Raw genomic sequence first — 26,390 nt, 5'->3', positions numbered from 1 at the left:
ATCCCTGTTTTGTCTCGTAGCCCTTGTCGCCAAGCAAGCTGCATGCATACAACAAATAAAGTTTATTTATCGTTTTCCATGCGTTTTGCATGTTCGATTGGCACGTCTCCGCCAAATTGCCCTACATTTGTCTTCCAAGCTTTATTTATTGGAAAACAATGTATTGACATAAATGCCAACAATAAGGAGACACTACATGAGCACACGCTTTCGTCGTTCCTTGCACGCCCTGTTACCTGTCATTGCACTTGCCGTCCTGATTCCCCAGGCGAACGCCAGCACCATCAACCAGAATGCCTCGTGGACCATCGACCGCGCCGGCACCAGCACCAAATACCGCACGGTCGCCTACGGTGATTCGATCTACGCCGGCTACAACGGTTCCGTCACCAGTGCAGCCAAATATGCGGCCCCCACCGTCAATGCGGAGTATCTTTCGGCCCAATGGGGCAGCGACGTGGAAAGCGTGCGCCGCACCAAGTCCGGTGCCATCGCTTCTGACGTGTACAACAACAAGATCGTGGCTGAACGTTCCTACATGCAAGCTAGCAATACCCGTGTCGTCACCTTCGAGATGTGCGGCAATGATGGTTTGCAGGCGCGCGCCAGTTTCAAGAGCCAGACTGGCACCTGCAATTACAATGTGCTGACGGCCGCCGAGAACAGCTGCAAAACCTACGTCACGGCGGCCATGGATTACATCAACGCCAACGCCTATGCCGGCGTGAAGCTGAAGGTGGTCTCCAATCTGCACTATCCCGGCTACGCGGTCGACAACGTGCAAAGTTCGTGCAAGGACCCTGGTACTGGCGCGACCGTCAAGATGCAGGACAAATTCTTGCCCGCGCTGGCCCGCATGAACTTCATGATGTGCGATGTGGCGCGCCAGAAGGGTTTCAAATGCGCCGACAACTTCGCCCAGTACATGGGGGGCGACTATGACAGCAATGGCGATGGCAAGATCGATTCGGACGGCCTGCGCTATATCGATGGCGAGAGCGAAGCGAGCTATGTGAACCGCATCACCACGACGCTACGCTCGACCATCCGCGACGCCAACACCCACTTTATCTCGTCGAGCAGCAGCTACGACTACATCCAGTCGGACGATACCCACCCAACCTACAATGGCAGCACCTTCAGTTCCGGCCTGTTTGGCGGCACCACCGGCAGCGGCGCGCCACGCTACAGCACCATCAGCGCTGGCAAGAACCCGATCTGGAATCAGTACGGGCATGAGCGCATCGGCTGGGCCGTGTCGACCTACAATCCGGCCACGCCCTGATTGAAAGGACGCGCACTTGGACGCTCCACGCGATCCCAGACAGGCGCCGGCCAGCGATGCTGACCGCGCCTGGCGTCCCTCGGGTCTGGGCTTCATCGTCGCGCTGCTGGCCGGCGCTGCCGCCCTGACCTTGCTGCTGACCTGGTGGACGCCATCGGCGCCGGATGCGCCAACTGCCCAGGCGGCAGCAGCGCCACCGGCACCCGTGCAAGCTGCCTCGATCTCGCCCATCGTGCCAGGCGGCGCACCGACGCCGGACCCGGAGGGCGACGCCGATCCTACTGCGGACTTGTCCAGCTACGTCGCGCGCGGCGAAAACCCCAGCGTGGCCGAGGTGATCGAGCGCCTGCACCAGCGCGGCATCTATTCCGGCCTGGGCGCCTTTTCACCTCCGGGCACCAGTCCGCCGCTGGTGGGCCTGGCGGTACCTGAGGACTTTGTTCTGCCCAAGGGCTACGTGCGCCACCATCAGGCCACCGACGACGGCCAGCCGATCGAGGCGATTCTGATGTTCGCCCCCGGCTTTCAAATGCTCGATGCCAGCGGGCGCCCCATCGCCATGCCCGCCAACGGCGTGGTCCCGCCCGAACTGGCGCCGGCCGGCCTGGCCCTGCGCAAGATCGTCATTCCGCCGCCCGCCAATGGGGGCCGCTGAATGGGGGCCGCTGAAGCGATGCTGCGTCGACTGAAAACGAACTTGCCAAGCATTGCGGCGGTACTGGCAAGTGCAGTGATGGCGGGCCTGTATGTGCGCGGCGGGCCCGCCTGGCTCCTCGGCTTCGTATTCCTGGTACCGTGGCTGCGTACCCTCGACGCGTGCGTGACCGTGGGTGCCGCACTGTGGCGTGCCTATGCCATGGCGCTCGCTTACACCGCTGCCGCATTTGCCTGGTTTGGCAGCGCACTCGGTCTGTACGCACAGATTGGCGAAGTTGCCGGTGTGGTCTTGCTGCTGCTTGGCGCGCCGCTGTTTCAGCCCCAATTTTTCGCCTTCGTGCTGCTGCGCCACCTGATCCGGCGCCGGCACGGTGTGCTGCTTGGCGCGCTGGCCGGGGCAGCAGCATGGGTCGGCGCCGAATGGCTGCTTCCCCGACTGCTTGGCGACACCATCGGCTACGGCCTGCACCCATCGCGCTTGCTGCGCCAGGGGGCGGCCGTGGGTGGTGCGGCCGGCTTGAGCGTGCTGCTGCTGCTCGTGAATGAGGCCGTCACGGCGGCTCTTGCGCGCCGCGCCAACGGCGTGCGCGCGCTGGCAGCACCGCTGGCGATGGGTTTGGCGCTGCCGCTCCTGCTGGCCGGGTATGGCGCCTTTGCGCTTTCGGGTACGCCGGCGCCCGATGCCAAGTCGGTGCGCATCGGCCTGATTCAATCCAATATCGTGGCCTACGACCGCCAGCGCCAGGAAAAAGGCAGTTATGCTGTGGTGCGCGATGTACTCGACACCCATTTCGCGATGAGCTACGACGCCATCGTGCGCCAGCATGCCGATGCAGTCATGTGGCCCGAAACGGCCTATCCCACCACCTTTGGCCAGCCGCGCAGTGAGAGCGGCGCCGAATTCGACCAGCACATTCTCGCTACCGTCAAAGCGGCCGGCGTGCCCTTCATCTTCGGTACCTACGATCGCGGCAGCGCTGGCGAATACAATGCCGCCGCCTTTGTCCAGCCCGACACCGGCCTGCTCGGCATGTACCGCAAGACGCGCCTGTTCCCCCTGACCGAGTACGTGCCGGCCTGGATGGACAGCCCCGCGCTGCGGCGCCTGCTGCCCTGGACTGGCAGCTGGCGCGCCGGGAATGGCGCACGCGTTTTCCCCCTGCGCCTGGCAGATGGCCGCGAAATCCCGGTGCTGCCGCTGATCTGCCGCGACGACGTAGACCCCACGCTCGCGGCCGATGGTGCCCGCCTCGGTGCCCAGGTCATCCTGACCATGTCCAACGACGCCTGGTTCAGCGCCGCACCTTTGGGCGCGCGCATGCACCAGACGGTCGCCGCCTTCCGCAGCATCGAAACCGGGCTGCCTCAGTTCAGGGTCACCAACAACGGGTACAGCGCCGCCATCGATGCCACCGGCGCCATCCTGGCCGGTTCGCGCATGGGCGAGCGCACCTTGGTCATTGCCGACTTGCCGGTGCACGCCGCCGCCCCGACCTTGATGGTGCGCTGGGGTGACTGGGTCGGGCGCGCGGCCTGCCTGTTCCTCGTCGCCCTGGGCCTGTGGTCTTGGCGCGCCGCCCTGCGCCTGACAGCGCCCGCCGCGCGCCCCGCACGGCCTGGCCCGGCGCTGGCGCAGACCGTGGCCGTGCTGGCGCCGGCAGCGCGCCTGGCCGCGGCCATCTTGCGCCTTTGCGCGCGCGCCGGGCTGCTGTGGATCGGCATCACGCTGCTGCGCGACGAAGCCTTGCGCACCAATACGCTGGCGCAGATGCGCATGTTTGGCGCCTTGTTCCTGGTCCCCGAAGCGGCGGCATGGTGCGTGCTGTACCTGTTTTCGGCCAAGGCCACTGTCGCGCAAGGCACACTGGTGATCACGCGCGGCAAGCAGCGGATCGAATTTGCACTGGCCGACATTGCCTCCGTCCAGCTATGGCGCCTGCCACTGCCTTGCCCCGGCCTGTGGCTGCAGCTGACGTCCGGCGCGCGCTGGCGCTATGGCCTGGCCAGCGTCAGGCCGCAAGAGCTGGCCGCGCTGCTGACAGGCGCGGCGGCAAGCCCACCCCAGTCGCGCGCCCTCATGCAAACCTATACCCATGCTGCGCTGGCCACACCGCGCTCACGCCTCGATCACCCGCTGGCAAAGTATGTGCTGCTGCCTCTGGCCCTGGCCATTCCAGCATTTCACCTGCAGCAGCAGATTGCCTATGGCGGCGCGTTCGGCGAGTATTACAGTTTCGGCCTGAAGGCGTATTTGAGCGCTTTTGCATTGTGGTGGGCGGCATGGACGATCGGCGTGGTGCTGAGCGAAGCCTTGCTGCGCGCGGCCATTGCTGCCGGCACCCTGGCGACCGCGCTGGTGCAGCCTGGCCGCACCGGCGCCGTGCGCCAGTCGCTGGAACGGGCCGGTCATGCCGCCCTGTTCATCGGCCTGCCCGCCTGGCTGTTGGTGACGGTGACCGCGCCCTAGCCTAATTCTTTGGCAGCACGGACGCCGTCACTTACATTTGCGCTACGTTTGCGCAAATGGGATGTGCATTTTGTTGCATTAAGTAAATTTTCCAGTACCATGTCGCAAAATACTGTCAATACGGACAGTATCAGCCCCACTGGAAAACACGATGGTCCGTTACCCGCAACGCCTGCTCACCTGCCTGATTCTCTGTACCCTGGCCGCCTGAGGCGGCAGCGGTGGTGGAAGCCCCTCCACGCCAACGCCAACTCCGGCACCGACACCCACACCAGGCACCAATCCAACCCCGCCTCAGGGTGTGGCTCCCGTAATTGCCAGTTTTGGCGCCGATCCGGCCATTGTCAGTGCCGGTCAGAGTTTTGCCCTGACCTGGAACGTCACTGGCGCAACGGCGATCTCGATTGACCAGGGCATCGGCGTGGTTACCGGCAGCAGCAAAGCGGTGACGGCTGCGGCCGGGGTCACCTATACCCTGACCGCCACCAACGCCAGTGGCAGCAAGACTGCCAGTACCACCGTGACCGTGGCGGCACCGGTGGCCGTTGGCAGCAATCCTATTCTTTATGTGACCCAGACCCCGGTGTCGGGCTTTGCCAGCCGCACCACCACCTTTGGCAATCATCTGGCCAGTCCGACGGCGGTGCCGCGCGGCGGCGACCTGATGATCCGCTACCCCGACGGCAGTACGCGCAATCTGACCCAGGAAGCCGGCTTCGGCAGCGCCGGGTTCCAGGGCGCCAACGCAATCGCGGTGCGCGAGCCCTCGGTGCACTGGAGCGGCAGCAAGGCCCTGTTCAGCATGGTCGTCGGTTCGCCCGCCACCCAGTACGAAGTGCGCCAGTATCAGTGGCAAGTATATGAAGTGAGCGGCCTGGAAAAAGGCGCCACTGCACGCATCGCCAAGATCGCGCGCCAGCCTGCGTACAACAACGTCTCGCCTTTTTACGGCAGCGATGAACGGGTCTTGTTTACCTCGGACCGTCCGCGCGGTGGCGAAGCGCATCTCTACCCGCAGCTCGATGAATACGAAAGCTTCCCGATCGTGACCGGGATCTGGAGCCTGGATCCGGCCAGCGGCAATCTGTTCCTGCTCAATCACACCGTCAGCGGCGCCTTCAGCCCGTCGGTGGACAGCTTTGGACGGGTGATTTTCACCCGCTGGGATCACCTGCAGCAGGACCAGCAGGCCGACGCCGACCGCGCCAACCCGGCCAGTCCGCCCAATGGCGCCTTTTTGTACGCCGACGAAAGCGCGGCCGCCGCGCGCAAGGCACTGGCCGACGAAGTGTTCCCCGAGCCGCGCCTGGACAACCACCCAAGCAACGTCGCCAACCACGCCAACGGCCACACCTTCAACCATTTCATGCCATGGCAAGTCAATGAAGACGGCACATCGGAAGAAACGCTGAACCACGTGGGGCGCCATGAAATCGGCCCAAGCTACATCCCGCGCGCGTTTAACAACGACCCGAGTCTGCTGGAATTCAGCCGTGAATCCGTCTTTGCCAACCGCACCTTGCTGCGTTCGGACGGCGGCCTGTTCCATCTGCGCGAAGACCCGCTCCAGCCCGGCACCTACTACGGCAGCAACGTGCGTGAATTCGGCACTGCCGGCGCCAATCAGATCGTACGCTTTACCGGCAGCCCAACACTGAACGCCGAGACCATGATCGTCACCGCCGTGACCCATCCTGATACGGCCGGCTTTACTGCAGAAGGCGGCACGCCCGCGGCCAGCCACAGCGGCATGTACCGCAATCCCCTGCCGATGGCTGACGGCGCCCTGGTGGCGGTGCACACGGCCGAGACCCGGCTTGACCAGAACGAAGGCACCCGCGCGGCGCCGCGCTATCGTTACCAGTTCCGTCTGAAATCGATGAAGCCAAGCGGCGTTCATTTTGTGGCTGACCGCGCGTTGACCGCTGGTACGCGCAAGGCGCTGTGGTACTGGGACCCGGATGCGCGTGTCGACTTTGACGGCATTTTGTGGGAACTCGACCCGGTCGAAGTGATGCCGCGCGCGAAACCGTCGCGCCGCAGCGATGCACTGGAAGCGCCGGAGCGGGCCGTTCTGCTGGAAGAAAACGTGGACGAAGCGCAGCTGCGCGCCTGGCTCACTTCGAACGACCTGGCCTTGATCGTTACGCGCGACAACACCAGCCGTGACCGCGGCGAGCGCCAGCAACCGTTCAATCTGCAAGTGCCAGGCGGCGTGAGCAAAAAAGGCGACAACGGCAAAGTGTATGACATCAGCCACTTGCAGCTGTTCCAGGCCGACCAGATCCGCGGCTATGGTGGCGTGAACGCCCCGCGCGAGGGCCGGCGGCCACTGGCGCAGACCATGCACGATCCGAAGGTGAAAAATCCGACTGGCACTGGCGGCCCTGCCGGCAGCGTCAAGCTGGGACTGGATGGCTCCAGCGCGGCCTTTGTGCCGGCGCGGCGCGCCATGACCTGGCAGCTGACCGACGCGGCTGGCAAAGCCGTGGTACGCGAACGCAACTGGCTTACCTTCCAGCCTGGCGAGATCCGCACCTGCGCCTCGTGTCACGGACTCAATTCCAAGGATCAGGCCGGTGGCTTCACCCCGCTCAACAAGCCGGAAGCGCTGCGCAAGCTCATGCAGCATTGGAAGCAATTGCCAAAGTGAATCAACTAATAGTTACAATGTTTGAGAAATATCTAGTCGCAGCCCAAGTTCACTGACCAAAGCTTGATATAGCTCAAACAACCCGCCTGTTGCTCCGCCGATTCGGAACAGGGATTGCAGTAAGCTGGTCGCAACCAAATGACCAGCTTACCCATGACTTCACTACCGAAAAAACCTGCAAAAGACGTGGACGTTTTCTGGGCCGAAATTGCCGCTTGCGATCATTGCCTGCAAATTTACGAAAACGACGATGTCTTCCTGGCCGCGCTGGAAGCCTATGCAGGCGCCGGTCTGCAGCAAGGCGAAGCGGTGATCCTGATTGCCACCAGCGTCCACCTGAAGCTGCTGGAAGAACGTCTGGCCAGGAGCGGCTTTGACCTGGCCGCAGCTGCCGAGCGCGACCAGTACATCGCGCTGGACGCCGCCGCCGCGATTGACACCTTCGTCGACAACGGCTGGCCCGATGAACAGCGCTTCAACGCCTTTGTGTTTTCTCTGCTGGAGCGGGCGCGTCCCCGCTATCCCAAAGTGCGGGCGTTCGGCGAAATGGTGGCCCTGCTATGGGCCAAAGGCCATTGCGGCGCCACCATCCGGCTCGAGCATTTATGGGCGCGCATGTGCCAAAGCGAGCGCTTCTCCCTGTTCTGCGCCTACCCGCGCGGCGGCTTCACCCAAAACGCCCAGCACTCAATGATGGACGTGCACCTCGCACACTCCGTGGTCTTCAACGCCGCCTGACCTGACCGCCTCAGCGATTCTCCTTGGCCCTGCCCCGGGCCACCCCAATTTAAATCGCATGCGCTTGACTTTGCGGGAAAGTCTGATAATATGCATCGCATGCGATCCAATCGGATGCGCCGAACAATGAAATTCTCGAAAGGTAACATCATGATCCAGCTCGACAAAGTGCTTTACACCGCGAAAACCCACACCTCTTCCGGCGGGCGCAACGGGACTTCCCGCAGTTCCGACGGGCGTCTTGACATCCATCTGTCGTCACCCGGCGGCGCAGGCACTGGCACGAACCCGGAACAATTGTTCGCCGCAGGATGGTCCGCTTGCTTCATCGGCGCCATGGGCATCGCTGCGACCAAGCTCGGCATCACCTTGCCAGCCGATCTGAGCGTGGATGCGGAAGTCGATCTGGGCACCGGTGCCGACGGCTACGGCCTGCAGGCCCGGCTGACCGTCAACCTGCCCGGCGTCGCCCGCGACCAAGGCCAGGCCCTGGTCGATATGGCGCACCAGACCTGCCCGTATTCCAAAATGAGCCGCGGCAATATTGATGTGGCCATTCGTCTTGCCTGATTTCCTACCCACTCACGAAAGACCATCATGTCCAAATTGCCTGCAATTGCCGCCCTCGTTCTGAGCGCCACCTTCAGCCTGGGCGCACACGCCCTCACCCCTGCCGCCACTGGCGCCGACTACGGCGTTCCCGTCACGGACGGCGCCAGCGGCCGCGTCATCCGGATTAGCGCCGCCACCAAATATGTCCACGTCACCAATGGCGAAGCCGTCACCTTCGAGTTCGATGGCCAACGCTTTGGCTGGCAAGTGTCGACCTATTCCAATGTCAATGAGTTCGCTCTCAAGCAGATCCTGCCACCGGGTACGCAATTGCCCGCCGTGCGCGTGATCGTGGCGCCCAACCCGCTGTATCTCGGCATTTAAGGCCACGCGCCGATATCAGGAGCCACCATGGACCGCCGCTTACTCGTTCTAGCCGCCGGCATGTTTGCCGTCGGGACCGATAGTTTTGTCGTTGCCGGCATCTTGCCGCAGGTTGCCGCATCGCTCGGCGTGTCGATTCCCCTGGCTGGTCAAATGGTGACCCTGTATGCCTTGAGCTATGCCCTGCTGTCGCCGACGGTGGCAGCGCTGGCCGGCCACTGGCCGCGCCGCAAGCTGCTGCTGACGGGCTTGGTCATTTTTGTGATTGGCAACGCCATCACGGCGCTGGCGCCCAGCATCGGCTGGGTCCTGGCCAGCCGGGTGATTGCCGGCCTGGGCGCCGCCATGTACAGCCCGACTGCGACCGCCACCGGTGCCTCGCTGGTTGCGCCTGAACGGCGCGCCGCCGCGCTGGCCATCGTGATTGCCGGTCTCTCCAGTGCCACCGCGCTCGGCGCACCGCTGGGTACCCTGATTGCCGGCGTGGGCGACTGGCGCGCCACCATGTGGTTCGTCAGTGCGGTGGGCACCATTGCAGCCATTGCGGTCTGGTTCAGTTTGCCCCCGATTCCGGCACTGCCCTCGGCCACTTTGCGCCAGCGCCTGGCACCCCTGGCCGATGCCCGCATCACCTTGACCTTGCTGACCACCCTGCTGGCCTATGCAGGCGCATTCTCCGTCTACACCTACGTTGGCGTGGTGTTTGACCGGGTCACGCACGGCAGCTCAAGCATGCTGGCCGGCTTGCTGCTGGTGTGGGGCCTCGCGGCCACCATCGGCAACCTGGTAGCCGGCAAGCTCACGGACCGTTTCGGCAGCCGCCGCATCATCCATGCCGCACTGGTCATCATGGCGCTCAATTTCGCACTGACCCCGTGGAGCTCGGCCCATGCCGTCACATCGGTGCTGGCAATTGTGGTCTGGGGCCTGTGCGGCTGGGGCTTGCTGGTGCCACAGCAGCACCGCCTGATCACGCTGGCACCGGCTGCCGCGCCGCTGCTGATGGGCCTGAATTCGGCAGCCCTGTATGTGGGCGTGTCCTCGGCCGGTGTGCTGGGCGCCGCCGGCCTGGGCTGGTTTGATCCGCACCGCCTCGGCTTGATGGCCGGCGCGCTGGTGGCCCTGGCCTTTGGCATGGCGCTGCTGGCCGACCGCCACATTGCCGCCAAGGCAATCGTCGGCGCGCCGGCGGTGGCATAAAATCAAGCATGCTGAATCAATCGGGTTCGACATATAATCGGCGCACAGACAAGATGCACTGCAAGGAGACCAGCATGAAAAACAGCGATCGTGTGCAGCCGGGCGACCCGGGCGTGAGGAAGTTGTCGGATTTTTTGTGTTTCGCGATCTATTCGGCCAACCTCGCGCTCAACAAGGCATACAAGCCGCTCCTTGAAGAGCTGGGCCTGACCTATACCCAGTACATTGCCATCATCGCGCTGTGGGAAGAGGACGAACAAACCGTCAGCAGCCTGGGTGAAAAGCTGTTCCTGGAATCGAATACGCTCACGCCGATTCTGAAAAAGCTGGAAGCGATGGGCTATGTGCGGCGCCGGCGTGACAGCCAAGACGAGCGCCAGGTCCGGGTCGCGCTGACCGAGGCTGGCCACCGCCTGCGCCAAAGCGCCATCGGCCGCGGCGTGATCGAGCAAACCGGCCTGGCGCCAGAGGCGGTACCGGCGGTGCAGCAGCAGATCGTCAAGATCCGCAACAATCTGATCGATGCCGTCAAAGGCAAGGGCCCAGCGTAAATCAAGGAGAGCGCCGATGCGCGAAAACGACCATGTCCTGGTTGTCGATGACGACCGCGGTATCCGCGAGCTCATTTGCGCCTATATGGAAAAGCAGGGTTTGCGTGCCACGGGCGCGGCCGACGGGCGCGAAATGCGCAGCGCGCTGCAGCGCTTCACGCCGGATGTGATTGTCCTCGACATCATGATGCCGGGCGACGACGGCTTGACCCTGTGCCGCGAAATGCGGGCGGGGAAACATCGCGCCATCCCCATCATCATGCTCAGCGCGCGCGATGAAGAAACCGACCGCATTGTCGGCCTTGAGCTGGGTGCCGACGATTACCTGCCCAAGCCATTTTCGGTGCGTGAACTGCTGGCGCGCATTCACGCCGTGCTGCGCCGCACGCGCATGCTGCCCCCGAACATGCAGGTCACGCAAGTGGCCACCATGCTGGGGTTTGGCGACTGGCGCGTTGACACTGAAGCGCGCCACCTGCTCGATCGCGACGGCGTGGTGGTGGCCGTCAGCGGTGGCGAGTACCGTCTGCTGCGGGTCTTCCTTGACCATCCACAGCGGGTGCTCACGCGCGAGCAGTTGCTGGCCATGACCCATGGCGACGACGCCGACCAGTTCGACCGCTCGATTGATATCCTGGTCAGCCGCCTGCGCCAGCGCCTTGGTGACGATGCGCGCGAGCCCCGCTACATCAAAACGCTGCGCAGCGAAGGGTATGTCTTTTCCAGTGCCGTGACGGTGCTCGAGGGCGCACCTTGAGCGGCGCGGGCGCGCTGCTTCGCAAGCTGGTTCCGGCCAGCCTGTTCGCGCGTCTGTCCCTGATTTTGCTGGCGGGCCTGGCTGCCGCGCAGCTGCTTTCTGTCAGCCTGGCCATCCGCGAACGCGACCAGACCACCATGGGCGCGATGATCGATCTGGTCGAAGTCGATGTGCGCGCCGCCGTGTCCCTGCTGGACCGCTTGCCCGCCGCCGAGCGTCCTGCCTGGATGCCGCGCCTGGCCCGCGGGGCCTACCGCTTCGAAGCGGGCCCCACCCAGCCTGGCCCGCCCGTGCAATCGACGCTCTCGGCACGCCTGCTTGCCTCGACGGCGCGTGCTCTGGAAGGCAGTTATCCGTTTTCGGCCCACGCGGTGCCGGGCCCGATCGAACGTTTTCAGGTCGACGTGCGCCTGACCGACGGCCAGACCATCACCATCGACTTCCGCCCGCGTTCCGGCTTGCCGCTCTCGCCCTGGCTGCCCTACATGCTGGCCGCGCAGCTGGCACTGGTTGCCCTGGCGTGCTGGCTGGCCGTGCGCATGGCCACCCGTCCCCTGCGCACCCTGGCCGAGGTGGCCGATGCGCTAGGCCCCGACCTGCGCCCCGTCGAAATGCCCGAACAAGGGCCGTCCGAGGTGGTGCGCGCCGCGCGTGCGCTCAACGCCATGCAGCGCCGCATTGCGGGCTACGTCGACGAACGTCTGCGTATTCTGGCCGCCATATCGCATGATCTGCAAACGCCCATCACGCGCATGCGCCTGCGCGTCGATCTGATGGACGATACGGTGCAGCAGGCGCGCTTTGGCGACGACTTGCGCCAGTTGCAGGACCTGGTGCGCGAGGGGATCGGCTATGCCCGCACCATGCACGGCAAGCCGGAGCCGGCACAAGTGGTTGACCTCGACAATCTGCTCGATAGTATCGTGCTCGATTACCGCGACGCAGGGGCAGCAGTGCGCATGTCGGGGAGCTGCGGTGGGCCACTGCCTGCGCGGCCCAAGGCCCTGCGGCGCCTGCTGGTCAACCTGATCGACAATGCGCTCAAATACGGCGCCACTGCGCACGTTGTGCTCGAGCGCGACGGACCCGAACGCTGCACGATTCGGGTTTGCGACACGGGCCCTGGCATTCCGGAAGCGATGCTCGAAGCGGTATTCGAGCCATTTTACCGGCTTGAGGGTTCGCGCAGCCGCGATACCGGCGGCACCGGCCTGGGCCTGGCCATCGCCCGCCAGCTGGCGGGCACCATGGCAGCCACACTCACTTTGCACAACCGCCCCGAAGGCGGTCTGGAAGCGCGCCTCGTCCTGACGGCGCTGTAAAACCCGGTTTTGTAGAACAGATTTGTTTCGGATTGTGTCTGGCCTGGCCATTGACACAATCGCCCCTCCTTGCGACACACGCGCGAGATGTCGACGACACACCCGCCCGGTCTAATGGAACACATCGCGCAACGATGATTTCCACCGCCGCGACAACGTCCACAAGGAGCCAGACCATGAAACATTCTCTATCCACCGCTGCCGCCGCTCTCGCTCTGGTCCTGAGCGCGGGCGCCGCCCACGCCGACGAAGCCAGGAAGCCAACCGAGAAATGCTACGGCGTCTCGCTAGCCGGTCACAATGACTGTGCAGCCGGTGCCGGTACCAGCTGCGCCGCCACCTCCAAGACCGATTACCAGGGCGATGCCTGGACCCTGGTGGCCAAAGGCACCTGCACCACCATCAAGACCCCAAAGGGCTTCGGTTCGCTCACGCCACGCAAATAAGGCGGACATCATGCCTTTCACTTCCCACAAACTGATGACGGCTGCCGCACTGAGTGTGGCCATGCAGTTCGCCGGCGCAGCCCCCGCCGAACCGGCAGCGCTGCCCCTGGCGCGCAATATTGTCATCGTCCCCGACGCCTTTACCGATGGCTCAAGCTGGCACGTCGTGCACGATATCCTCAGCCACAAGGGCTACCGCGTGACCGTGGTCCCGGCCACCCATACCTCGCTTGACGCCGATGTATCGATGACCCGCCGCATCCTGTTTCAGCAGATCGGCAAGGTGGTGCTGGTCGGTCATGGCATTGGCGGCAGCGTGATTGGTCACGCGGGCAGTGGCGCCAAGATTGGCGCGCTGGTCTACGTGGCAGCGCTGGCGCCCGAGGTAGGCGAAAACGCGCTGCAGCTGCTGCGCGCCGTGCCGACTCAAGGCGCCGCTATCAAACCCGACTGGTCCGGCGTCTACTGGGCAGACCGGGCCCGCTGGCAAAGCGATTTCGGGGCCGATCTGAGCCCGAACCGCGCCAGCTTCTTTGCCGCCTCGCAGGTACCGATGTACCAGGACTTCGCAGGCACGCCATCGTACGCGGCGCTCTGGCACAGCAAGCCCAGTTACGCCATCGTGGCCAGCGCCGACCGTTTTCTCAGTCCCGAAACGCAACGCATGATGTACCAGCGCGCTCACGCCAAAGTGGTCGAACTGGCTGCCAGCCATGCCGTACACGTATCGCGGCCGGAGGACGTGGCCAAGGTGATCGAACAGGCCGCGCTGGACACATTCTGATTTTCCCAACCTGGCAGGCAGCACCTGCCCGCATTTCACCACCATCAAGGAGCATCACATGAAAACCACATTGACTTCCCGCGTCAGCCTTGCCGGCGCCGCCGCCCTTCTCGCTCTGGCTGCTGGTGCCGCCAGCCCCGCCTTTGCGGCCGACGCCGAACAGCCCACCCGCTGCTATGGCATCAATAGCTGCAAGGGCCAGAGCCTGTGCGCCACGGCCAAAAACGACTGCAAAGGCCTGAACGACTGCAAGGGCCAGGGTGTGCTGGTCAAAACACCGTCCGAGTGCAAGGCACTGGGCGGCACCCTGACCGAAAAAGAGTAAGTCCATGCTGGTCCGCCCACTTTCAGCGGCGGACCAGAGTAATCACTTTGATGCGAGGCCCACCGTGCCGGCTTTTCCTTTACCCGATTCGTTTTCCGGCTATGGCCTGGGCCTGCGCCGCGAGCATTACCAGGATTTTCTCGAGACCGATGTCGGCGTCGATTTTGTCGAAATCATCTCCGAAAATTTTATGGTCGACGGCGGTCAGCCGCGCCACATTCTGCGCCGGATCCGCGATCGCTATCCGGTTGCCATGCATGGTGTCTCGCTGTCGATTGGCTCGGCTGACGGACCACGGGCCGACTATCTTGCGCGCCTGCGCGAACTGGCAGACGAAATCGACCCTTTGTTTGTGTCCGACCATCTGAGCTGGTCGCGCATCGGCGCCTTCAATTCGCACGACCTGCTGCCCTTGCCCTACACTGACGAAGCGCTCGACATCGTATGCAGCAATATCGAACGCGCCCAGGACACGCTGGGCCGGGCCATGCTGTTTGAAAATCCGTCCGCCTACCTGAGCTTCCCCGGCGCTGCCATGCACGAGTGGGAATTCATTGCGGCCATGTGCAAGCGCACCGGCTGTGGCTTGCTGCTCGATGTGAACAATGTGTACGTCAGTTCGGTCAACCACGGCTTCGATCCGCACGCCTTCCTCGAGGGCATACCGGCTCCGATGGTGCGCCAAATCCATCTGGCGGGACACAGCCGCGGCGATGGTCTGCTAATCGATACCCACGACAGCAGCGTTGCGGACGCCGTCTGGGCGCTGTACGCGCACGCGCGTGCCCGCTGTGGCGCAGTGGCCACCATGATCGAACGCGACGCCGCCATTCCACCGCTGGCAGAGTTGATGGCGGAACTGCATACCGCGCGTCAGATTGGCGCGATGGTGCAAACATGAAGCTGGCCACCCTGCAGCGCCAGATGCGCAGCTGGCTGATCCACGCCGATGAGGACAGCGCCCGACGGCTCGCGGGCACTGCCCGTGGCGGTTTGCACGTCTATCAGAATAACTACCGCAGCCAATTGACCGGCTGCCTGGAACAGACTTTCCCGCGCTTGCGAAGCTTCATCGGCGCCACCGCGTTCCAGCACGCCGCCGTCGCGCACATCAACCGTCGTCCGCCGCAGGCCTGGACGCTGGATGCCTACGGCGAGCGCTTTGTCGATACGCTGCGTCTGCAATTTCCCGACAACCCGGACCTGCACGAGCTGGCATGGATCGAATGGGCGATGACGACTGCCTTCGTTGCGCGCGATGCGGCCCCTGTCGACTCGAGCATGCTCGCCGGCGTCAACTGGGAGCGCGCGCGCCTGGTCTTTACCCCATCCCTGGCGCTGGCGTCGGTTGCCACCAACGCCGCCGAGATCTGGATCGCGCTCGAAAACGGCGAGCCGGCGCCCGAAGCGCGCATGCTCGCGACACAAGAAGGCATCGCCATCTGGCGGCGCGGCTTTGGTACACGCCTGCGCCGGCTGCAGCAACTCGAACTTGAGACCCTCCACAAAGCCCGTGGTCACCGTGGCTTTACCGCGCTGTGTGCCTTGCTGGCCGAACGCCTGGGCGAGGAAGCAGGCGTGGCCAGAGCTGGCGCCATGCTGGCGGACTGGCTTGCCAATGACATGATCATCGGTGTCGAGCAGAGCGCGGCCACACCCACGAACCGGAGAGCAGCATGAACCGTCCTCATATCAACGGCCGCCGCCAATTTCTGTTGACCGGTGCTGTGGCCCTGGCCGCGGCGAAAGGGGCGCTCGGCGCAGTCGCGCTGCCCGGGTTGCAGGTTCAGCAGGTGAACACCGACACACTGGCCATTTCGTGCGCGATTCTGGGCCCGGAGCATGGGCGCCCGGTCGTACTTGTCCATGATCTGGGTTACGACATCCGGAGCTTCGCCGCGGCCGCTGGGATATTGGCCGACGCGGGCCTGCGCGTGATCGTTCCGTCCCTGCGCGGCCACGGTGCCACCCGCTATCGCAGCGAGGCTACGCCGCGCTCCGGCCAGCAGGCCGCGCTCGGGCGTGATTTGCTCGACCTGATCGATGCGCTCCACATTCCGGAAGCAGTGTTTGCCGGTTTCGGGTGGGGGGCGAGCGCTGCATGCGCAATGGCCGCGCTGCGCCCCAGTCGCTGCGTTGGGCTTGTGCTTGCCAATAACGAAGGCATCGACGACGCGGCCGCAGCCACCACGCCCCTGGCCCCGGCGGCCGAGGCGGCGCTGTGGCACCAGTTCTACTTTCAGACGGAACGCGGACGGCAGGCCTTGCAAACCAACCGCATTGGCGTGATGCGAGAGGTGTGGCGCCATGCAAACCGCGATGGCCGAATGGACGAAGCCGCGTTTGCGCAAGCTGCTGCCAGCTTCGACAACCCCGATTTTATCGAGACAGTCCTGCATGCCTGGCGCTATCGCTTCGGCAATGCCGATCCTGATCCCCGCTACGTCAAGGCCGAACTGACCGTGGCGGCGCGCAAAGCGCCGACCGTTCCGGTCATCGCACTCGAAGGCGGCGCCAGCGCACGCCAGCCGGCGCGCTTGGCGCAGAGCCGCGTGCTGCATATCGCCGCTGCCGGACACGATTTACCCCGTGAAGCACCACAAGCATTTGCCGACGCCGTTCTCGGCGTGACACGCGCTGCCGTATGGCGCACTTGAACTTACCCTTGATCGTGCGAGCCACCATGAAACCAATTACCCTTCCCGACCACTTGATCCCGACTTCGGCCCTGCTTTTACTGGCCAGAGTGTCGGCCGCCTCGATCTTCTTTCTGTCCGGGCGCACCAAAGTGGAGGGCCTGATGACCATCAAGCCCGCCACCTATGATTTGTTCAGTTCAGAATACGCCTTGCCCTTGATCGCCCCCGAGTTGGCAGCGCAGCTGGCAACGGGGGCCGAGCATCTGCTGCCCCTGCTTCTGGTGATCGGACTGTTTACACGTAGCGCGGCGCTGGGCCTGCTGGGAATGACGGCGGTGATCCAGGTGTTTGTGTATCCGGCAGCCTGGCCGACTCATTTAAGCTGGATGGCCTTGCTGCTGCCCCTGATTGGGCGTGGCGCTGGCGCCGTGTCACTGGACGCTGCCTTGAAACGATGAATGCGCTCTCGCGGAGGCTGCGCCTGCGCGAGAGCAGACGACTTACCCGAAAGTGAACGCAAATGCCTCGGCGCCCTTGTCGAGAAAGCGCACTTCAAAGCGCCGCTGGCTTACGCGGCCTGACTGGCGCACCAGCTGGTACAAGCGCGTCGCATCCACCACGCCATTGCCCTCGGCGTCAATATCGGCGCCATGATCGGCACCGGGTGCGCGGCCATCGAGCGTCACTTTGATGCGCACTTTGGCACCGGCTGCGCCTGGCCCCATCACCAGATGCAGGTCGCGCGCGCTGAACTGGTGCGCCAGCGCGGCGCCCGATTCGGCAGCGACCGCGCTTTCGGCGCCCACCACCCAGCCGCCCGCCAGAGCCCATTGATTCAAGCCCAGATTGGCCATCGTATAGGTCTGCAAACGATCTTCACGCAGCCGTGGCGCGCCACGGAAATTGGACGCTTTCTCGTAGCCGACGTAGGTTTCGTCCGAGCCGATGCTGCCCAGGGCTGGCGCCATATGCTCGGCGCCAGCCTGCGGATTGACCAGCTTGCCGTCACCCGGACGGCCCGACGCTTCGGCCAGCAAGGACTGAATCGCCAGTTCCATCTTGTCGTAGCCGCCCTCACCAAATTGATGGAAACGGATTTTGCCCTGTGCATCGACCAGATAAAAGGCAGGCCAGTAGCGATTGCCCCAGGCTTGCCAGATTTTGTGCTGGCTGTCCACGGCCACGGGAAAGTCGATCTGAAAGCGCCCCACTGCCGCATTGATGTTGACCAGATCTTCCTCGAACTTGAATTCGGGCGTATGCACGCCGACCACCGTCAGCCCCTGGTCGCGATACTTTGCAGCCCAGGCACGCACATAGGGCATGCTGCGGATGCAGTTGATGCACGAATAGGTCCAGAAATCGACCAGCACGACCTTGCCGCGCAGCTTGGGCGCGGTCAGGGGAGCGGAATTGAGCCAGGTAGTGGCGCCGTCGAAACCGGCCATGGTGCCCTCCACCTGCAGGCGGCTGCCGCTTGGCGCGGCCCCCACCAGGGACAGGCCGGTGAGCGCCGGCACTGCCAGCGCACCGGCCACGGCCAGTGCTCCCGCCATGAGCGCAATGCGTTTTGTTTTGTGCGGGCCGCTCATTTGGCCAGCACCAGAATTGGTTTGCCTTTTTCGACCAGGTAGGTCGCCAGTTCGGATGCATTGCCGCTACCGAGGTTACGGGCCGAATGCACGGCGCCGGCAGGGATGAACAGAGACTCTCCCGCCTTGAGCGTGACGGCTTTACCGTCAAGGACATACTCCATCGTCCCTTCCAGCACGTACGCGATTTCCACACCAGGGTGCGCGTGCTTGCCGAAGGCCGCGTGCGGGCCAAAGTCGACACGGACCTGGATCGCCTCGTTTTTGGCATCGAGATCGCGGCGCACCACCTCGGTACGGCCAATGCCGTTGGCGTCGAGCTGCTGTGCCGATGCTGGGGCCATTGCGGCGCTGCCGAGGGCAAAGGCCGATGCCAGCAGCAAGGTTGCGCGGGCGCGCTTCGGGTAGGTGACTTTCATGGTGGTTCTCCTGTGAGGGACATGCTTGCCGGCGCCGGGATGAAGCCTGCTTTGCAGTCCACACATGCATTAAACCGCGCCAGCATGTCACGCCAATGTCGGGATTGTGTCTGGGCGGGCGGGCCATGTTGCTGTAACGCCGCCAGACACATTCAGACACATAACAGCATCATGCCCGATAGCGCGACGCCGGGGTCGTGGTCGACAATTCGCCGTGCATGGCGATGCGCGCAGCTTCAAACGCATCGTACTTGGCGCCGTCTTCCAGGCCTGGAATGGTGACAAACTCCCCTGCATCCAGACCGGCCAGGGCCGCGTCGACCATCGCATCGGCGCGCATCACAATTTCTTGCGGCAGATATTCCACCGGGGTGCCGGCGAGCTTCCAGAAGTCGGTCGCGGTTGCACCCGGTAAAACGGTCTGCACGCGCACGCCCTTGCCCGCCAGTTCATGGCGCAGCGACTGGCTCAGGGCCAGCACATAGGCCTTGCTGGCCCCGTACACGCCATTGAGAAGCTCCGGCGCAATCGCGACGATCGAGGCGATATTGATCAAGGTCCCCTTGCCGCGCTCGGCGAATCCCGGCACCGCAGCGTAGGTCAGGCGCGTGAGCGCCACCACGTTCAGGGCAATCATGTCCTGCATTCTGGCGATGTCGGAACCAAGCAGTGGTCCGGTGGCGCCCACGCCGGCATTGTTGACCAACATGGTGATGCTGGGGTCGGTGCGCAGCGCTGTCTCGACGGCAGACAGGCCCGCTTCCGTGGTCAGGTCGGCGGCAAGGGTACGCACCTCTTGACCACTGCCGGCATGCAAACGCGCTGCCAGTTCGCGCAATCGCGCTTCGTTGCGGGCGACCAGGATCAGATCGTAGCCGCGCGCGGCGAGGCGCTCGGCATACAAGGCGCCAATGCCGGTCGATGCGCCAGTGACGACCGCGGTGCCGGGTTGTGGATGATGCATTTCAGTTCTCCTCGATAGAAAATGGGGGCACGTCGTCGAACAGCTTGTTCACGATCAGCCAGCGTCCCTCTGCCAGCAGAAGGGACAAGTAATTGACATAGTGATGGCCGCGCGCCGGCACGTGTACCTTGGCCATGCCCATGTGGCCCAGTACCTCAAGCGACAGAACCGCCATGGCAAACGGCTCGCCCAGTTCGCGTGGCGAAGAACGGGTGGCCACGCCGGCGAGATAGATCTCGACCGGCTTGTGATAGCGCGCCCCGCCCTGCACCGCAAACAGCGCGGCGTCGGGGTCGAATACGGAACGCAGCAGTGCCGTGTCGCCGTTGTACAGGCCAGCGAAGTAGGTGGACAGCACATGGCCGATGGCCCGCTCGACTTCTGCCGCGTTCCGCTCGCTCATCGCAGCTGTCCCGCTGCCTGGCGCTGGCGGCGCAGTGTCACCAGTTCGCCGCCGTGACCCCAGTTGTCGGTGTCGACCTCCTCGATCACGACAAAGGTCGCTTCGGGATCCTTGCCCAGAATGTCCACCATCAGCGCGGTGGCGCCGGCAATGATCTTGGCCTTTTGCTCGCGGGTGACGCCTTCGTCGGTCACCTGAACCAGAATGTAGGGCATGGCGCTCTCCTACCAGACGCCGGCAGTGGCGCCGCCGTCGACACTGAGCACCACGCCGGTGGTGAAGCTGGCGTCGGTCATGTACAGCACCGCGTCGACAATGTCCTTTACCTGGCCAAACTGGCCGGTTGGCTGCAGGCCCTTGAGGAAGTCATGCGTGCCCGGGGCATGCAAGGGCGTGTCGATGATCCCGGGGGCCACGGCAGTGACCTTGACATTGTGCGGCGCCAGTTCCAGTGCCAGCGCACGCGTTGCGCTGTTCAGGCCACCCTTGACGAGCACTGGCAGAACGGCCGGCAGGGCCGCGCTAGGCTGCAGGGATACGCTGGCCGTGATGTTGACGATATGCCCGCCGCCATTGGCCACCATGTGCGCCGCTGCCTGCTGCGACGGATAGAAAAAGCCCATCAGATTGGTGGCGACCAGGCGCTCGACATCGTCGGGTGTGTACGTGTGAAAGGGCTTGGCGATGAAGATACCGGCGTTGTTGATCAGGACATCGACGGTGCCAAAGCGCGCTTTGGCTGTATCGAACAGTGCGACCGCGGTGGCCGGGTCGGCAATGTCGCCGGCGACGCCAACAAAACCGGATGGGTTACCCAGCTGGGCGGCAGCCCGCTCCAGACCTTGTGCGTTGCGGGCATTGCCCACCACGTTGTCGCCGCGTTGCAGGTAAGCTGCGGCCAGTGCCAGGCCGATGCCGCTCGATGCACCGGTAATGACGACGGTGCGTGGGACCTTGTTCATGATGTTTCCTTTTCAGTGATTGAGGGTCGGGTGGGTGCACCCGTTCAAGCACTATAGGCATCGCATGCCACAGGAAAAAGATGGTCTGAATCAATTCACTCGATACATGATGTAATGAATCACGTGCTCAAGCGGTTGCGTCGCTGCGCAAATGTTCAATGAGAAAATCGACAAAGGCACGCACGCGGGTGGTCAGGTGGCGCCCATGGGGATAAATCAGGTAGAAGGGACGCGAACGTCCACCCAGCGACGGCAACAATTCCACCAGCCGCCCTGCCCGCAAGTCGTCAGCGACAATGAAGCGGTAGGTTTGAAACAGGCCGCCGCCCGCGCGTACCAGGGTGGCCGCGCCCAGAATGTCTTCCGCGCAGCCATACAAGCCGGTCGTGGCCAAGTCGATCTCCTGCGAACCGTCGCGAAACAGCCAGTCGATATTGCGCCCCGTGCTGGGCAACGCAAACTGAATGCAATTATGGTCCTGCAGCTCGGCCAGATTGCGGGGCGAACCGCAGCGCGCCAGGTAAGCCGGCGTGGCCACCAGCACCAGTTCGGCATCTTCCAGGTGACGCGCGATCATGGTCGAATCGGCCGGCGTACGGCCGCGAATCGCCAGATCGAAGCCTTCTTCGCCAAAATCGACATTGCGATTACTGAGGTGAAATTCGATCCGCACCTCCGGGTAGCGTGCGGAAAATGCCGGCAGCAGCGGCAGCACGCGATAGTGGCCGTAGGGCGTGGCCATACTGATGCGCAGCAGGCCTGAAGGCGCGCTCTGGCGGCCGGTGACGACACGCTCCGCTTCGACCAGCTGATGCAGCGCAGCCCGGCACTGTTCGTAATAATCGCGGCCGGCATCGGTCAAGTTCAGGGTACGCGTGGTACGCACGAACAATCGAACGCCCAGCCGCGCCTCCAGGCGCGAGATCGCGCGGCTCACCGCAGCGGGCGTCACGCCCGCGGCAGTTGCGGCTGCGGTGAAACTGCCCAGCTCGGCAGTAGAACAGAAAAGCTCGATGCTGCCGAGCTGGAGATCGTCGAATTGGCGGGCCATGGCTTGTTACATGATGTATCGATTGCCTATCCTATCCGTTTTTCCAACTAACCGTACGCTTGGCCACCCTGATAAAATTACTTTAAGGAATTTGATTTTGATTTGCATCAACGATTTTGCGGTTTTACCTTGCCAGAATGGTGTCTACCATCCAAGACCCGCAAGGACCGCAACATGAAGTTCAGCAAACTAACCATCCGCTCGAGACTCCTTTTTGTCATTGGCTTCCTGTCAGCGCAATTGCTGGCCGGTGCCTTGATTGGCATCGGCAGCCTGCATCTGGCCAACCAGTCCACCAACCGCATTTACGACGACCGCCTGGTGCCCATGTCCGAGCTCGACACCATCGTGCGCCTGCTCGATGAAAATCAGCTGATCGTGGCAAAGGGCCTGTCCGCACCCGCTCTGCCCGATGCGCTGAACCAGATTGATACGAACATGAACACCATCGAAGCGCGCTGGACCGCCTTCATGGCCACCGCGCACACCGAAGAAGAAAGCCGACTGGCGGAACAATTTGCCCAACAGCGTATGGCCTTCCAGAGCGCCGGGCTGGCACCGGCCCTGGTCGCGCTGCGTGCCGGCGACAACCAGGGCGCAGCCAGCCTGGTGCATGGTGAGATGGCACGGCTGTACAAGCCGGTGCGCGCCGGGATTGATGCCCTGCTTAAACTGCAACTCGATGTGGCCAGAGCGGAGTTTGACCAGACCCAGCGCAATTTCCGGCTGGTGTGGATCAGTTGCCTGACTGCGGTCGCGTTCAGTCTGGTCCTGGCTGGCGGCATGGCAGTATGGCTGGTGCGCGCCATCTCGCGGCCAATGGAAAAAGCGGTCGACATTGCCGGCAGAATTGCCGCCGGTGATCTGACCCAGGACATTGCAATCGTTTCCGACGACGAAACGGGGCGCCTGATGCGCGCCCTGAAAGACATGAACACCAGCTTGCGTCACACCGTCGGCAAAGTTCAGGCTGGCACTGAAGCGATCGCGCGCGGCGCATCGGACATTGCCAGCGGCAATCTGGCGCTGTCGGCACGGACCGAAGCACAAGCGAGCTCCCTTGAAGAGACCGCATCGTCCATGGAGCAGCTCACGGCCACCATCAAGCAAAATGCCGACCACGCGCAACAAGCCAATCTGCTGGCCCAGACGGCCGCCGCCGTTGCCGGCGAAGGTGGCACGGTGGTCGCCCGCGTGGTTGATACCATGGGTTCCATCAACACTTCGGCCAGAAAGATTGTCGACATCATCGGCGTCATCGACGGGATCGCCTTCCAGACCAATATCCTGGCGCTCAATGCTGCCGTGGAAGCGGCGCGCGCTGGAGAGCAAGGACGCGGGTTCGCCGTGGTGGCAACCGAAGTGCGCAATCTGGCGCAGCGCTCAGCCTCGGCCGCGCGCGAAATCAAGTCCCTGATCGGGGCATCGGTCGAGCAAACGACGCTGGGCGCCAGTCTGGTGGACCAGGCCGGGACGGCCATGCGCGAGATTGTCAGCAGCATCGGCAGCGTGACCGACATCATGGCTGGCATCAGTGTGGCCAGCCGCGAGCAGACTGCCGGCATCGAACAGATCAACAAAGCCGTTGGCGCGATCGATGGAATGACCCAGCAGAACGCGGCCCTGGTGGAAGATTCGGCTGCGGCGTCGGCTGCGATGCACCAGCAGGCCCGGCAGTTGGGCGAGGTCGTCGCGACGTTCCGCCTCGACACTGCCCCGGCGGCGCGCCCCAAGAGTGCCGCCGCCCTGCCTGCGCGCCCAATCCGTCCGCCCCGCCTTGCCAGGCTGGCGGCCTGAGTGTCAACGAACTGCCGATCAGGATGCGGCAGCTGCCAGGGCCTCGCGCTGCACGATGCCACGGTGGACCTGGTGCGCGAGGAAACCGGCCACAATCGTGCTGCATACCACCACGTAGCCGACGTTGGCAAAGCCGACCAGCTTGCCATCGGCACCCGTGCTCACCAGATGGCCGGCGACGACTGCAGCGACACCGCCGGACAGTTGCTGGATCGCGGCGCTGATGGCACTGAATGCGCCGCGCTTGGCCGGCTCCGGCACCGAAGCCGACATGGCCTGGTAGGGAATCATGCGCGAAAAAATGCCGATGAACAGAATCACGTTCACGGCAATCACGGCTGGCAGCGGGACCGGTCCCAGATGGGTATAAGTCACCACCATGACCGAAGTGAGCACACTGCCGGCAAGGAACACCGGCATTTTGCCAAAGCGGTCGGCGGCCTTGCCCACCAGGGGACCGGCAAACATGGTGCACAGTCCCGTGACCAGATAGATCGTCGGCAACTGCGCAATGTGGATGCCCAGATTGTTGACCGTGAAGACGCTACTGAACGGCATCAACATGAAGCCGCCCGTGGTCAGCAGCGCCGTGGTGGCAAACGCCGGCAGATGGCGCTTGTCGCCCACGGTACCGAGCAAATGCTTGAAGGCGCTGGTCTCGCGCGGCAGTGCCAGATGCGCGTTCACAGGCTGCAATCGCCACACCACCACGATGCCGCCCAGGATGCCCACGCCAACAATCATGAAGAACGGTGCATGCCAGCTCCAGTGGTTGGACAGGTACAGTGCAATGGGCAGTCCCATGATCTGGCTGCCGGCAAACGCGGTCTGCAAAATACCCATGGCGCGCCCGCGCAAATTGGGGGCGTACAGGTCAGTCATGATGGCCAGCAGGACCGAGCCGATCACGCCGCCAAACAGGCCCGTCACGATACGGGCGGCCAGCAAGGATTCGAACGATTGGGCCATGGCGCACCACAAGGTGCCGCCCAGGAAGCCCGCGTAAAAGAACAGCAGCAAGCGCTTGCGGTCGAAGCGGTCGGCAAACCCCGCCGCCAGCACGCCACTGATGCCTGCACTGAACGCGTAAGCCGACACCACCATGCCGAAGCGCGCGGGCGTGATGCCCAGCGCCGGCATGATCAGCGCACCGAGCGGCGCCATCACCATGAAGTCGAGAATGACGGCAAACTGCAGGAAGGCAAGCATGCCTGCGACAAATTTTTGATAGCCGGTGAAGTTGCTTGCTTGCGCCTCTGCAGTCAATGGTGCTGGTCGGTCGGCCATCGGATTCCTTGCCTTTGATAATCAATTCGGTGTGGGGAAACGCCATACTACCAAACGTGCTCGGCTTCCGAACGCAGCCGGGCTATCCTTGGTGCGAGCGTCAAGACGCAATGCCTTCTGGAGAACCCATGCCGACCAAAACAATCGATCAATACTTGGTGGAATTTATCGCTGAACAGCTGAAAGGCACCGAAGAATGGGGCGCCTTTGTCGCGATATCGATGCCGTCTGACAATCCCATGCATATGACCAGCGTGTTCGCCAAGCAGCGCGTGGCAGCCGATCACACGTTTGCAGACCAGCACGAGGCCGAAACGGAGGCGGAACGAGCCGTGGCTGCCATTCTTGATGGGCTGAGGACCTAGGCACCATCGCGTACAGACAAAAAAATAGCCCACACAAAGGTGGGCTAGTGCAACGCTTGCGCGTCAGATTACAGGGTACGGCACATGGTCCATGGGGTCAGCACGGTGGTTTCGTTGTAAGCGGTTGGACCTGGCACGGCAGCCGTCGGTGCCAGCGGCGCAACACCGGTTGCACCACGTGCGTTGCCGACGTTATTGCCGATATTGGTTGCTGGCAGCGCGCCATCGATCGTGGTGTCCACGCCCGATGCTTGCTTGGTGGTCAGACCCGATACGCAGATGGCGTTGCCCGTCATGCCATACACGCCGACGGTCACACCCAGCAGGCCGCCGGTGCCAGCACGTGGCAGGCCGACTGCAGTGGCAGGCGCGGTTGGATCGCCGGAAGTCATGCCCGAAGCGCGCAGCGAGCGCCACAGTGCCGCTTGCTCACCGCCGTTGGTGAAGGTTTGTGCGGGCGTGATCAGCAGCACGCCGTTGCCGTTGCCCACTGCAGTGCCAGCCCAGCCGCGACCGGTAAAGGTGGCTGCGGTTTCGTCACCAGGGATCGCATGGTAGCGATCGAAATACGAGTTGTACGCAGCCGAGATGCCGTTCATGTCGCCAACGACCGACTTGATGCGGGCGTTTTCAATCATTTCCTGGCCCTTGAGCACGCCGCCCAGCAGCAAACCAATGATGACCAGAACGATGGCGATTTCAACCAGGGTGAAACCGGACTGTTTGCGTGACAGGAAGGAATTATGTTTCATATAAGCTCCACGTAAATGAAATCGCGATCGATTTCGAT

At 63.4% G+C, this 26,390-nt stretch carries 29 protein-coding genes; 20 read left to right on the top strand and 9 right to left on the bottom strand.

Annotated features, from left to right (window positions below):
- The first annotated feature begins 196 nt into the window (after positions 1–196).
- The 18 genes from BUC24_RS08855 (at position 197) to BUC24_RS08770 (ending at position 17,218) form a co-directional block, all read left to right on the top strand.
- Complete coding sequence (locus BUC24_RS08855; protein WP_073213900.1) at positions 197–1,285, top strand: hypothetical protein; 1,089 nt, start codon at positions 197–199, stop codon at positions 1,283–1,285.
- Positions 1,286–1,301: 16 nt separating this feature from the next.
- Entirely contained in the window at positions 1,302–1,940 is a 639-nt protein-coding gene (locus BUC24_RS08850) for a hypothetical protein (protein WP_073213897.1), read from the top strand.
- Positions 1,941–1,982: 42 nt separating this feature from the next.
- The gene (lnt, locus tag BUC24_RS08845) at positions 1,983–4,409 is read left to right on the top strand and encodes an apolipoprotein N-acyltransferase (protein WP_229448106.1); all 2,427 of its coding nucleotides are present in this window, start codon (positions 1,983–1,985) and stop codon (positions 4,407–4,409) included.
- Between the two features lie 301 nt (positions 4,410–4,710).
- Positions 4,711–7,062, top strand: a complete 2,352-nt coding sequence (locus BUC24_RS08840) for an HzsA-related protein (protein ID WP_073213892.1) — start codon at positions 4,711–4,713, stop codon at positions 7,060–7,062.
- A gap of 153 nt (positions 7,063–7,215) precedes the next feature.
- Positions 7,216–7,800 carry an MEDS domain-containing protein gene (locus tag BUC24_RS08835; RefSeq protein ID WP_178372503.1) on the top strand — a complete coding sequence of 195 codons (585 nt, stop codon included), beginning with the start codon at positions 7,216–7,218 and terminating at the stop codon, positions 7,798–7,800.
- A gap of 150 nt (positions 7,801–7,950) precedes the next feature.
- Entirely contained in the window at positions 7,951–8,370 is a 420-nt protein-coding gene (locus BUC24_RS08830) for an organic hydroperoxide resistance protein (protein WP_073215023.1), read from the top strand.
- A 27-nt stretch (positions 8,371–8,397) separates the two neighbouring features.
- Positions 8,398–8,736, top strand: coding sequence for a CzcE family metal-binding protein (locus tag BUC24_RS08825; RefSeq protein ID WP_073213885.1), 339 nt, complete (start codon positions 8,398–8,400; stop codon positions 8,734–8,736).
- 27 nt (positions 8,737–8,763) lie between these two features.
- Positions 8,764–9,936 carry an MFS transporter gene (locus BUC24_RS08820; protein WP_073213882.1) on the top strand — a complete coding sequence of 391 codons (1,173 nt, stop codon included), beginning with the start codon at positions 8,764–8,766 and terminating at the stop codon, positions 9,934–9,936.
- 74 nt (positions 9,937–10,010) lie between these two features.
- On the top strand, positions 10,011–10,487 hold the full coding sequence (locus BUC24_RS08815) for a MarR family winged helix-turn-helix transcriptional regulator (protein ID WP_073213879.1): 477 nt from the start codon (positions 10,011–10,013) through the stop codon (positions 10,485–10,487).
- Between the two features lie 16 nt (positions 10,488–10,503).
- Positions 10,504–11,244 carry a response regulator gene (locus BUC24_RS08810; RefSeq protein WP_073213876.1) on the top strand — a complete coding sequence of 247 codons (741 nt, stop codon included), beginning with the start codon at positions 10,504–10,506 and terminating at the stop codon, positions 11,242–11,244.
- Positions 11,241–12,566: an ATP-binding protein gene (locus tag BUC24_RS08805; protein WP_229448104.1), complete on the top strand. Its 1,326-nt coding sequence runs from the start codon at positions 11,241–11,243 to the stop codon at positions 12,564–12,566. Before BUC24_RS08810 ends, BUC24_RS08805 begins: the two co-directional genes overlap by 4 nt.
- Before the next feature lie 176 nt (positions 12,567–12,742).
- A complete protein-coding gene (locus BUC24_RS08800) occupies positions 12,743–13,012 on the top strand; it encodes a BufA1 family periplasmic bufferin-type metallophore (protein ID WP_073213874.1) in 270 nt (89 codons plus the stop codon).
- Between the two features lie 10 nt (positions 13,013–13,022).
- Positions 13,023–13,796: an alpha/beta hydrolase gene (locus BUC24_RS08795; RefSeq protein WP_073213871.1), complete on the top strand. Its 774-nt coding sequence runs from the start codon at positions 13,023–13,025 to the stop codon at positions 13,794–13,796.
- A gap of 58 nt (positions 13,797–13,854) precedes the next feature.
- Positions 13,855–14,121, top strand: a complete 267-nt coding sequence (locus tag BUC24_RS08790; RefSeq protein WP_073213868.1) for a BufA2 family periplasmic bufferin-type metallophore — start codon at positions 13,855–13,857, stop codon at positions 14,119–14,121.
- A 4-nt stretch (positions 14,122–14,125) separates the two neighbouring features.
- Positions 14,126–15,022, top strand: coding sequence for an MNIO family bufferin maturase (locus tag BUC24_RS08785; RefSeq protein ID WP_083598783.1), 897 nt, complete (start codon positions 14,126–14,128; stop codon positions 15,020–15,022).
- A complete protein-coding gene (locus tag BUC24_RS08780; RefSeq protein WP_073213862.1) occupies positions 15,019–15,801 on the top strand; it encodes an HvfC/BufC N-terminal domain-containing protein in 783 nt (260 codons plus the stop codon). Before BUC24_RS08785 ends, BUC24_RS08780 begins: the two co-directional genes overlap by 4 nt.
- Positions 15,798–16,778, top strand: coding sequence for an alpha/beta fold hydrolase (locus BUC24_RS08775; RefSeq protein WP_073213858.1), 981 nt, complete (start codon positions 15,798–15,800; stop codon positions 16,776–16,778). The genes BUC24_RS08780 and BUC24_RS08775 overlap by 4 nt, the downstream gene beginning before the upstream one ends.
- 26 nt (positions 16,779–16,804) lie before the next feature.
- The gene (locus BUC24_RS08770) at positions 16,805–17,218 is read left to right on the top strand and encodes a DoxX family protein (RefSeq protein WP_073213856.1); all 414 of its coding nucleotides are present in this window, start codon (positions 16,805–16,807) and stop codon (positions 17,216–17,218) included.
- A gap of 42 nt (positions 17,219–17,260) precedes the next feature.
- On the opposite strand, the gene BUC24_RS08765 is transcribed toward BUC24_RS08770, so the two are convergent.
- From BUC24_RS08765 to BUC24_RS08735, 7 genes are all read right to left on the bottom strand, one after another.
- A complete protein-coding gene (locus BUC24_RS08765) occupies positions 17,261–18,352 on the bottom strand; it encodes a thioredoxin family protein (RefSeq protein ID WP_073213853.1) in 1,092 nt (363 codons plus the stop codon).
- Entirely contained in the window at positions 18,349–18,771 is a 423-nt protein-coding gene (locus tag BUC24_RS08760; RefSeq protein ID WP_073213850.1) for a cupin domain-containing protein, read from the bottom strand. The genes BUC24_RS08765 and BUC24_RS08760 overlap by 4 nt, the downstream gene beginning before the upstream one ends.
- Before the next feature lie 169 nt (positions 18,772–18,940).
- Positions 18,941–19,735: an SDR family NAD(P)-dependent oxidoreductase gene (locus BUC24_RS08755; RefSeq protein WP_073213848.1), complete on the bottom strand. Its 795-nt coding sequence runs from the start codon at positions 19,733–19,735 to the stop codon at positions 18,941–18,943.
- A 1-nt stretch (position 19,736) separates the two neighbouring features.
- A complete protein-coding gene (locus BUC24_RS08750) occupies positions 19,737–20,138 on the bottom strand; it encodes a nuclear transport factor 2 family protein (RefSeq protein WP_073213845.1) in 402 nt (133 codons plus the stop codon).
- Entirely contained in the window at positions 20,135–20,353 is a 219-nt protein-coding gene (locus tag BUC24_RS08745) for a tautomerase family protein (protein ID WP_073213843.1), read from the bottom strand. The genes BUC24_RS08750 and BUC24_RS08745 overlap by 4 nt, the downstream gene beginning before the upstream one ends.
- Before the next feature lie 9 nt (positions 20,354–20,362).
- The gene (locus BUC24_RS08740) at positions 20,363–21,100 is read right to left on the bottom strand and encodes an SDR family NAD(P)-dependent oxidoreductase (RefSeq protein ID WP_073213840.1); all 738 of its coding nucleotides are present in this window, start codon (positions 21,098–21,100) and stop codon (positions 20,363–20,365) included.
- 127 nt (positions 21,101–21,227) lie between these two features.
- Positions 21,228–22,151, bottom strand: a complete 924-nt coding sequence (locus BUC24_RS08735) for a LysR family transcriptional regulator (protein WP_073213837.1) — start codon at positions 22,149–22,151, stop codon at positions 21,228–21,230.
- A gap of 174 nt (positions 22,152–22,325) precedes the next feature.
- On the opposite strand from BUC24_RS08735, the gene BUC24_RS27495 reads away from it, so the two are divergent.
- Positions 22,326–23,948, top strand: coding sequence for a methyl-accepting chemotaxis protein (locus tag BUC24_RS27495; protein WP_073213834.1), 1,623 nt, complete (start codon positions 22,326–22,328; stop codon positions 23,946–23,948).
- Positions 23,949–23,966: 18 nt separating this feature from the next.
- Here BUC24_RS27495 and BUC24_RS08725 read toward each other — a convergent pair whose 3' ends face one another.
- Entirely contained in the window at positions 23,967–25,235 is a 1,269-nt protein-coding gene (locus tag BUC24_RS08725; protein ID WP_073213831.1) for an MFS transporter, read from the bottom strand.
- A gap of 128 nt (positions 25,236–25,363) precedes the next feature.
- On the opposite strand from BUC24_RS08725, the gene BUC24_RS08720 reads away from it, so the two are divergent.
- Positions 25,364–25,600 carry a hypothetical protein gene (locus BUC24_RS08720; protein ID WP_073213828.1) on the top strand — a complete coding sequence of 79 codons (237 nt, stop codon included), beginning with the start codon at positions 25,364–25,366 and terminating at the stop codon, positions 25,598–25,600.
- Positions 25,601–25,668: 68 nt separating this feature from the next.
- Here the strand turns inward: BUC24_RS08720 and BUC24_RS08715 are convergent, their stop codons facing one another.
- Positions 25,669–26,352, bottom strand: coding sequence for a prepilin-type N-terminal cleavage/methylation domain-containing protein (locus tag BUC24_RS08715; protein WP_143167431.1), 684 nt, complete (start codon positions 26,350–26,352; stop codon positions 25,669–25,671).
- Positions 26,353–26,390: the final 38 nt, after the last annotated feature.

The sequence above is a fragment of the Massilia sp. CF038 genome, from assembly GCF_900129765.1.
Classification (GTDB): Bacteria; Pseudomonadota; Gammaproteobacteria; order Burkholderiales; family Burkholderiaceae_D; genus Telluria_A.
Note: the sequence above shows the minus strand (reverse complement) of the source record. Positions and strands in the feature narration are given on the sequence as shown.

Bases quoted from the DNA above. Each gene is read 5' to 3' on its own strand.
- BUC24_RS08750 (WP_073213845.1), bottom strand. From the start codon at position 20,138: ATGAGCGAGCGGAACGCGGCAGAAGTCGAGCGGGCCATCGGCCATGTG.
- BUC24_RS08780 (WP_073213862.1), top strand. From the start codon at position 15,019: ATGAAGCTGGCCACCCTGCAGCGCCAGATGCGCAGCTGGCTGATCCAC.
- BUC24_RS08775 (WP_073213858.1), top strand. From the start codon at position 15,798: ATGAACCGTCCTCATATCAACGGCCGCCGCCAATTTCTGTTGACCGGT.
- BUC24_RS08815 (WP_073213879.1), top strand. From the start codon at position 10,011: ATGAAAAACAGCGATCGTGTGCAGCCGGGCGACCCGGGCGTGAGGAAG.
- BUC24_RS08800 (WP_073213874.1), top strand. From the start codon at position 12,743: ATGAAACATTCTCTATCCACCGCTGCCGCCGCTCTCGCTCTGGTCCTG.
- BUC24_RS08770 (WP_073213856.1), top strand. From the start codon at position 16,805: ATGAAACCAATTACCCTTCCCGACCACTTGATCCCGACTTCGGCCCTG.
- BUC24_RS08720 (WP_073213828.1), top strand. From the start codon at position 25,364: ATGCCGACCAAAACAATCGATCAATACTTGGTGGAATTTATCGCTGAA.
- BUC24_RS08830 (WP_073215023.1), top strand. From the start codon at position 7,951: ATGATCCAGCTCGACAAAGTGCTTTACACCGCGAAAACCCACACCTCT.
- BUC24_RS08755 (WP_073213848.1), bottom strand. From the start codon at position 19,735: ATGCATCATCCACAACCCGGCACCGCGGTCGTCACTGGCGCATCGACC.
- BUC24_RS27495 (WP_073213834.1), top strand. From the start codon at position 22,326: ATGAAGTTCAGCAAACTAACCATCCGCTCGAGACTCCTTTTTGTCATT.
- BUC24_RS08760 (WP_073213850.1), bottom strand. From the start codon at position 18,771: ATGAAAGTCACCTACCCGAAGCGCGCCCGCGCAACCTTGCTGCTGGCA.
- BUC24_RS08790 (WP_073213868.1), top strand. From the start codon at position 13,855: ATGAAAACCACATTGACTTCCCGCGTCAGCCTTGCCGGCGCCGCCGCC.
- BUC24_RS08810 (WP_073213876.1), top strand. From the start codon at position 10,504: ATGCGCGAAAACGACCATGTCCTGGTTGTCGATGACGACCGCGGTATC.
- BUC24_RS08825 (WP_073213885.1), top strand. From the start codon at position 8,398: ATGTCCAAATTGCCTGCAATTGCCGCCCTCGTTCTGAGCGCCACCTTC.
- BUC24_RS08795 (WP_073213871.1), top strand. From the start codon at position 13,023: ATGCCTTTCACTTCCCACAAACTGATGACGGCTGCCGCACTGAGTGTG.
- BUC24_RS08855 (WP_073213900.1), top strand. From the start codon at position 197: ATGAGCACACGCTTTCGTCGTTCCTTGCACGCCCTGTTACCTGTCATT.
- BUC24_RS08735 (WP_073213837.1), bottom strand. From the start codon at position 22,151: ATGGCCCGCCAATTCGACGATCTCCAGCTCGGCAGCATCGAGCTTTTC.
- BUC24_RS08765 (WP_073213853.1), bottom strand. From the start codon at position 18,352: ATGAGCGGCCCGCACAAAACAAAACGCATTGCGCTCATGGCGGGAGCA.
- BUC24_RS08785 (WP_083598783.1), top strand. From the start codon at position 14,126: ATGCTGGTCCGCCCACTTTCAGCGGCGGACCAGAGTAATCACTTTGAT.
- BUC24_RS08745 (WP_073213843.1), bottom strand. From the start codon at position 20,353: ATGCCCTACATTCTGGTTCAGGTGACCGACGAAGGCGTCACCCGCGAG.
- BUC24_RS08715 (WP_143167431.1), bottom strand. From the start codon at position 26,352: ATGAAACATAATTCCTTCCTGTCACGCAAACAGTCCGGTTTCACCCTG.
- BUC24_RS08740 (WP_073213840.1), bottom strand. From the start codon at position 21,100: ATGAACAAGGTCCCACGCACCGTCGTCATTACCGGTGCATCGAGCGGC.
- BUC24_RS08835 (WP_178372503.1), top strand. From the start codon at position 7,216: ATGACTTCACTACCGAAAAAACCTGCAAAAGACGTGGACGTTTTCTGG.
- BUC24_RS08725 (WP_073213831.1), bottom strand. From the start codon at position 25,235: ATGGCCGACCGACCAGCACCATTGACTGCAGAGGCGCAAGCAAGCAAC.
- BUC24_RS08820 (WP_073213882.1), top strand. From the start codon at position 8,764: ATGGACCGCCGCTTACTCGTTCTAGCCGCCGGCATGTTTGCCGTCGGG.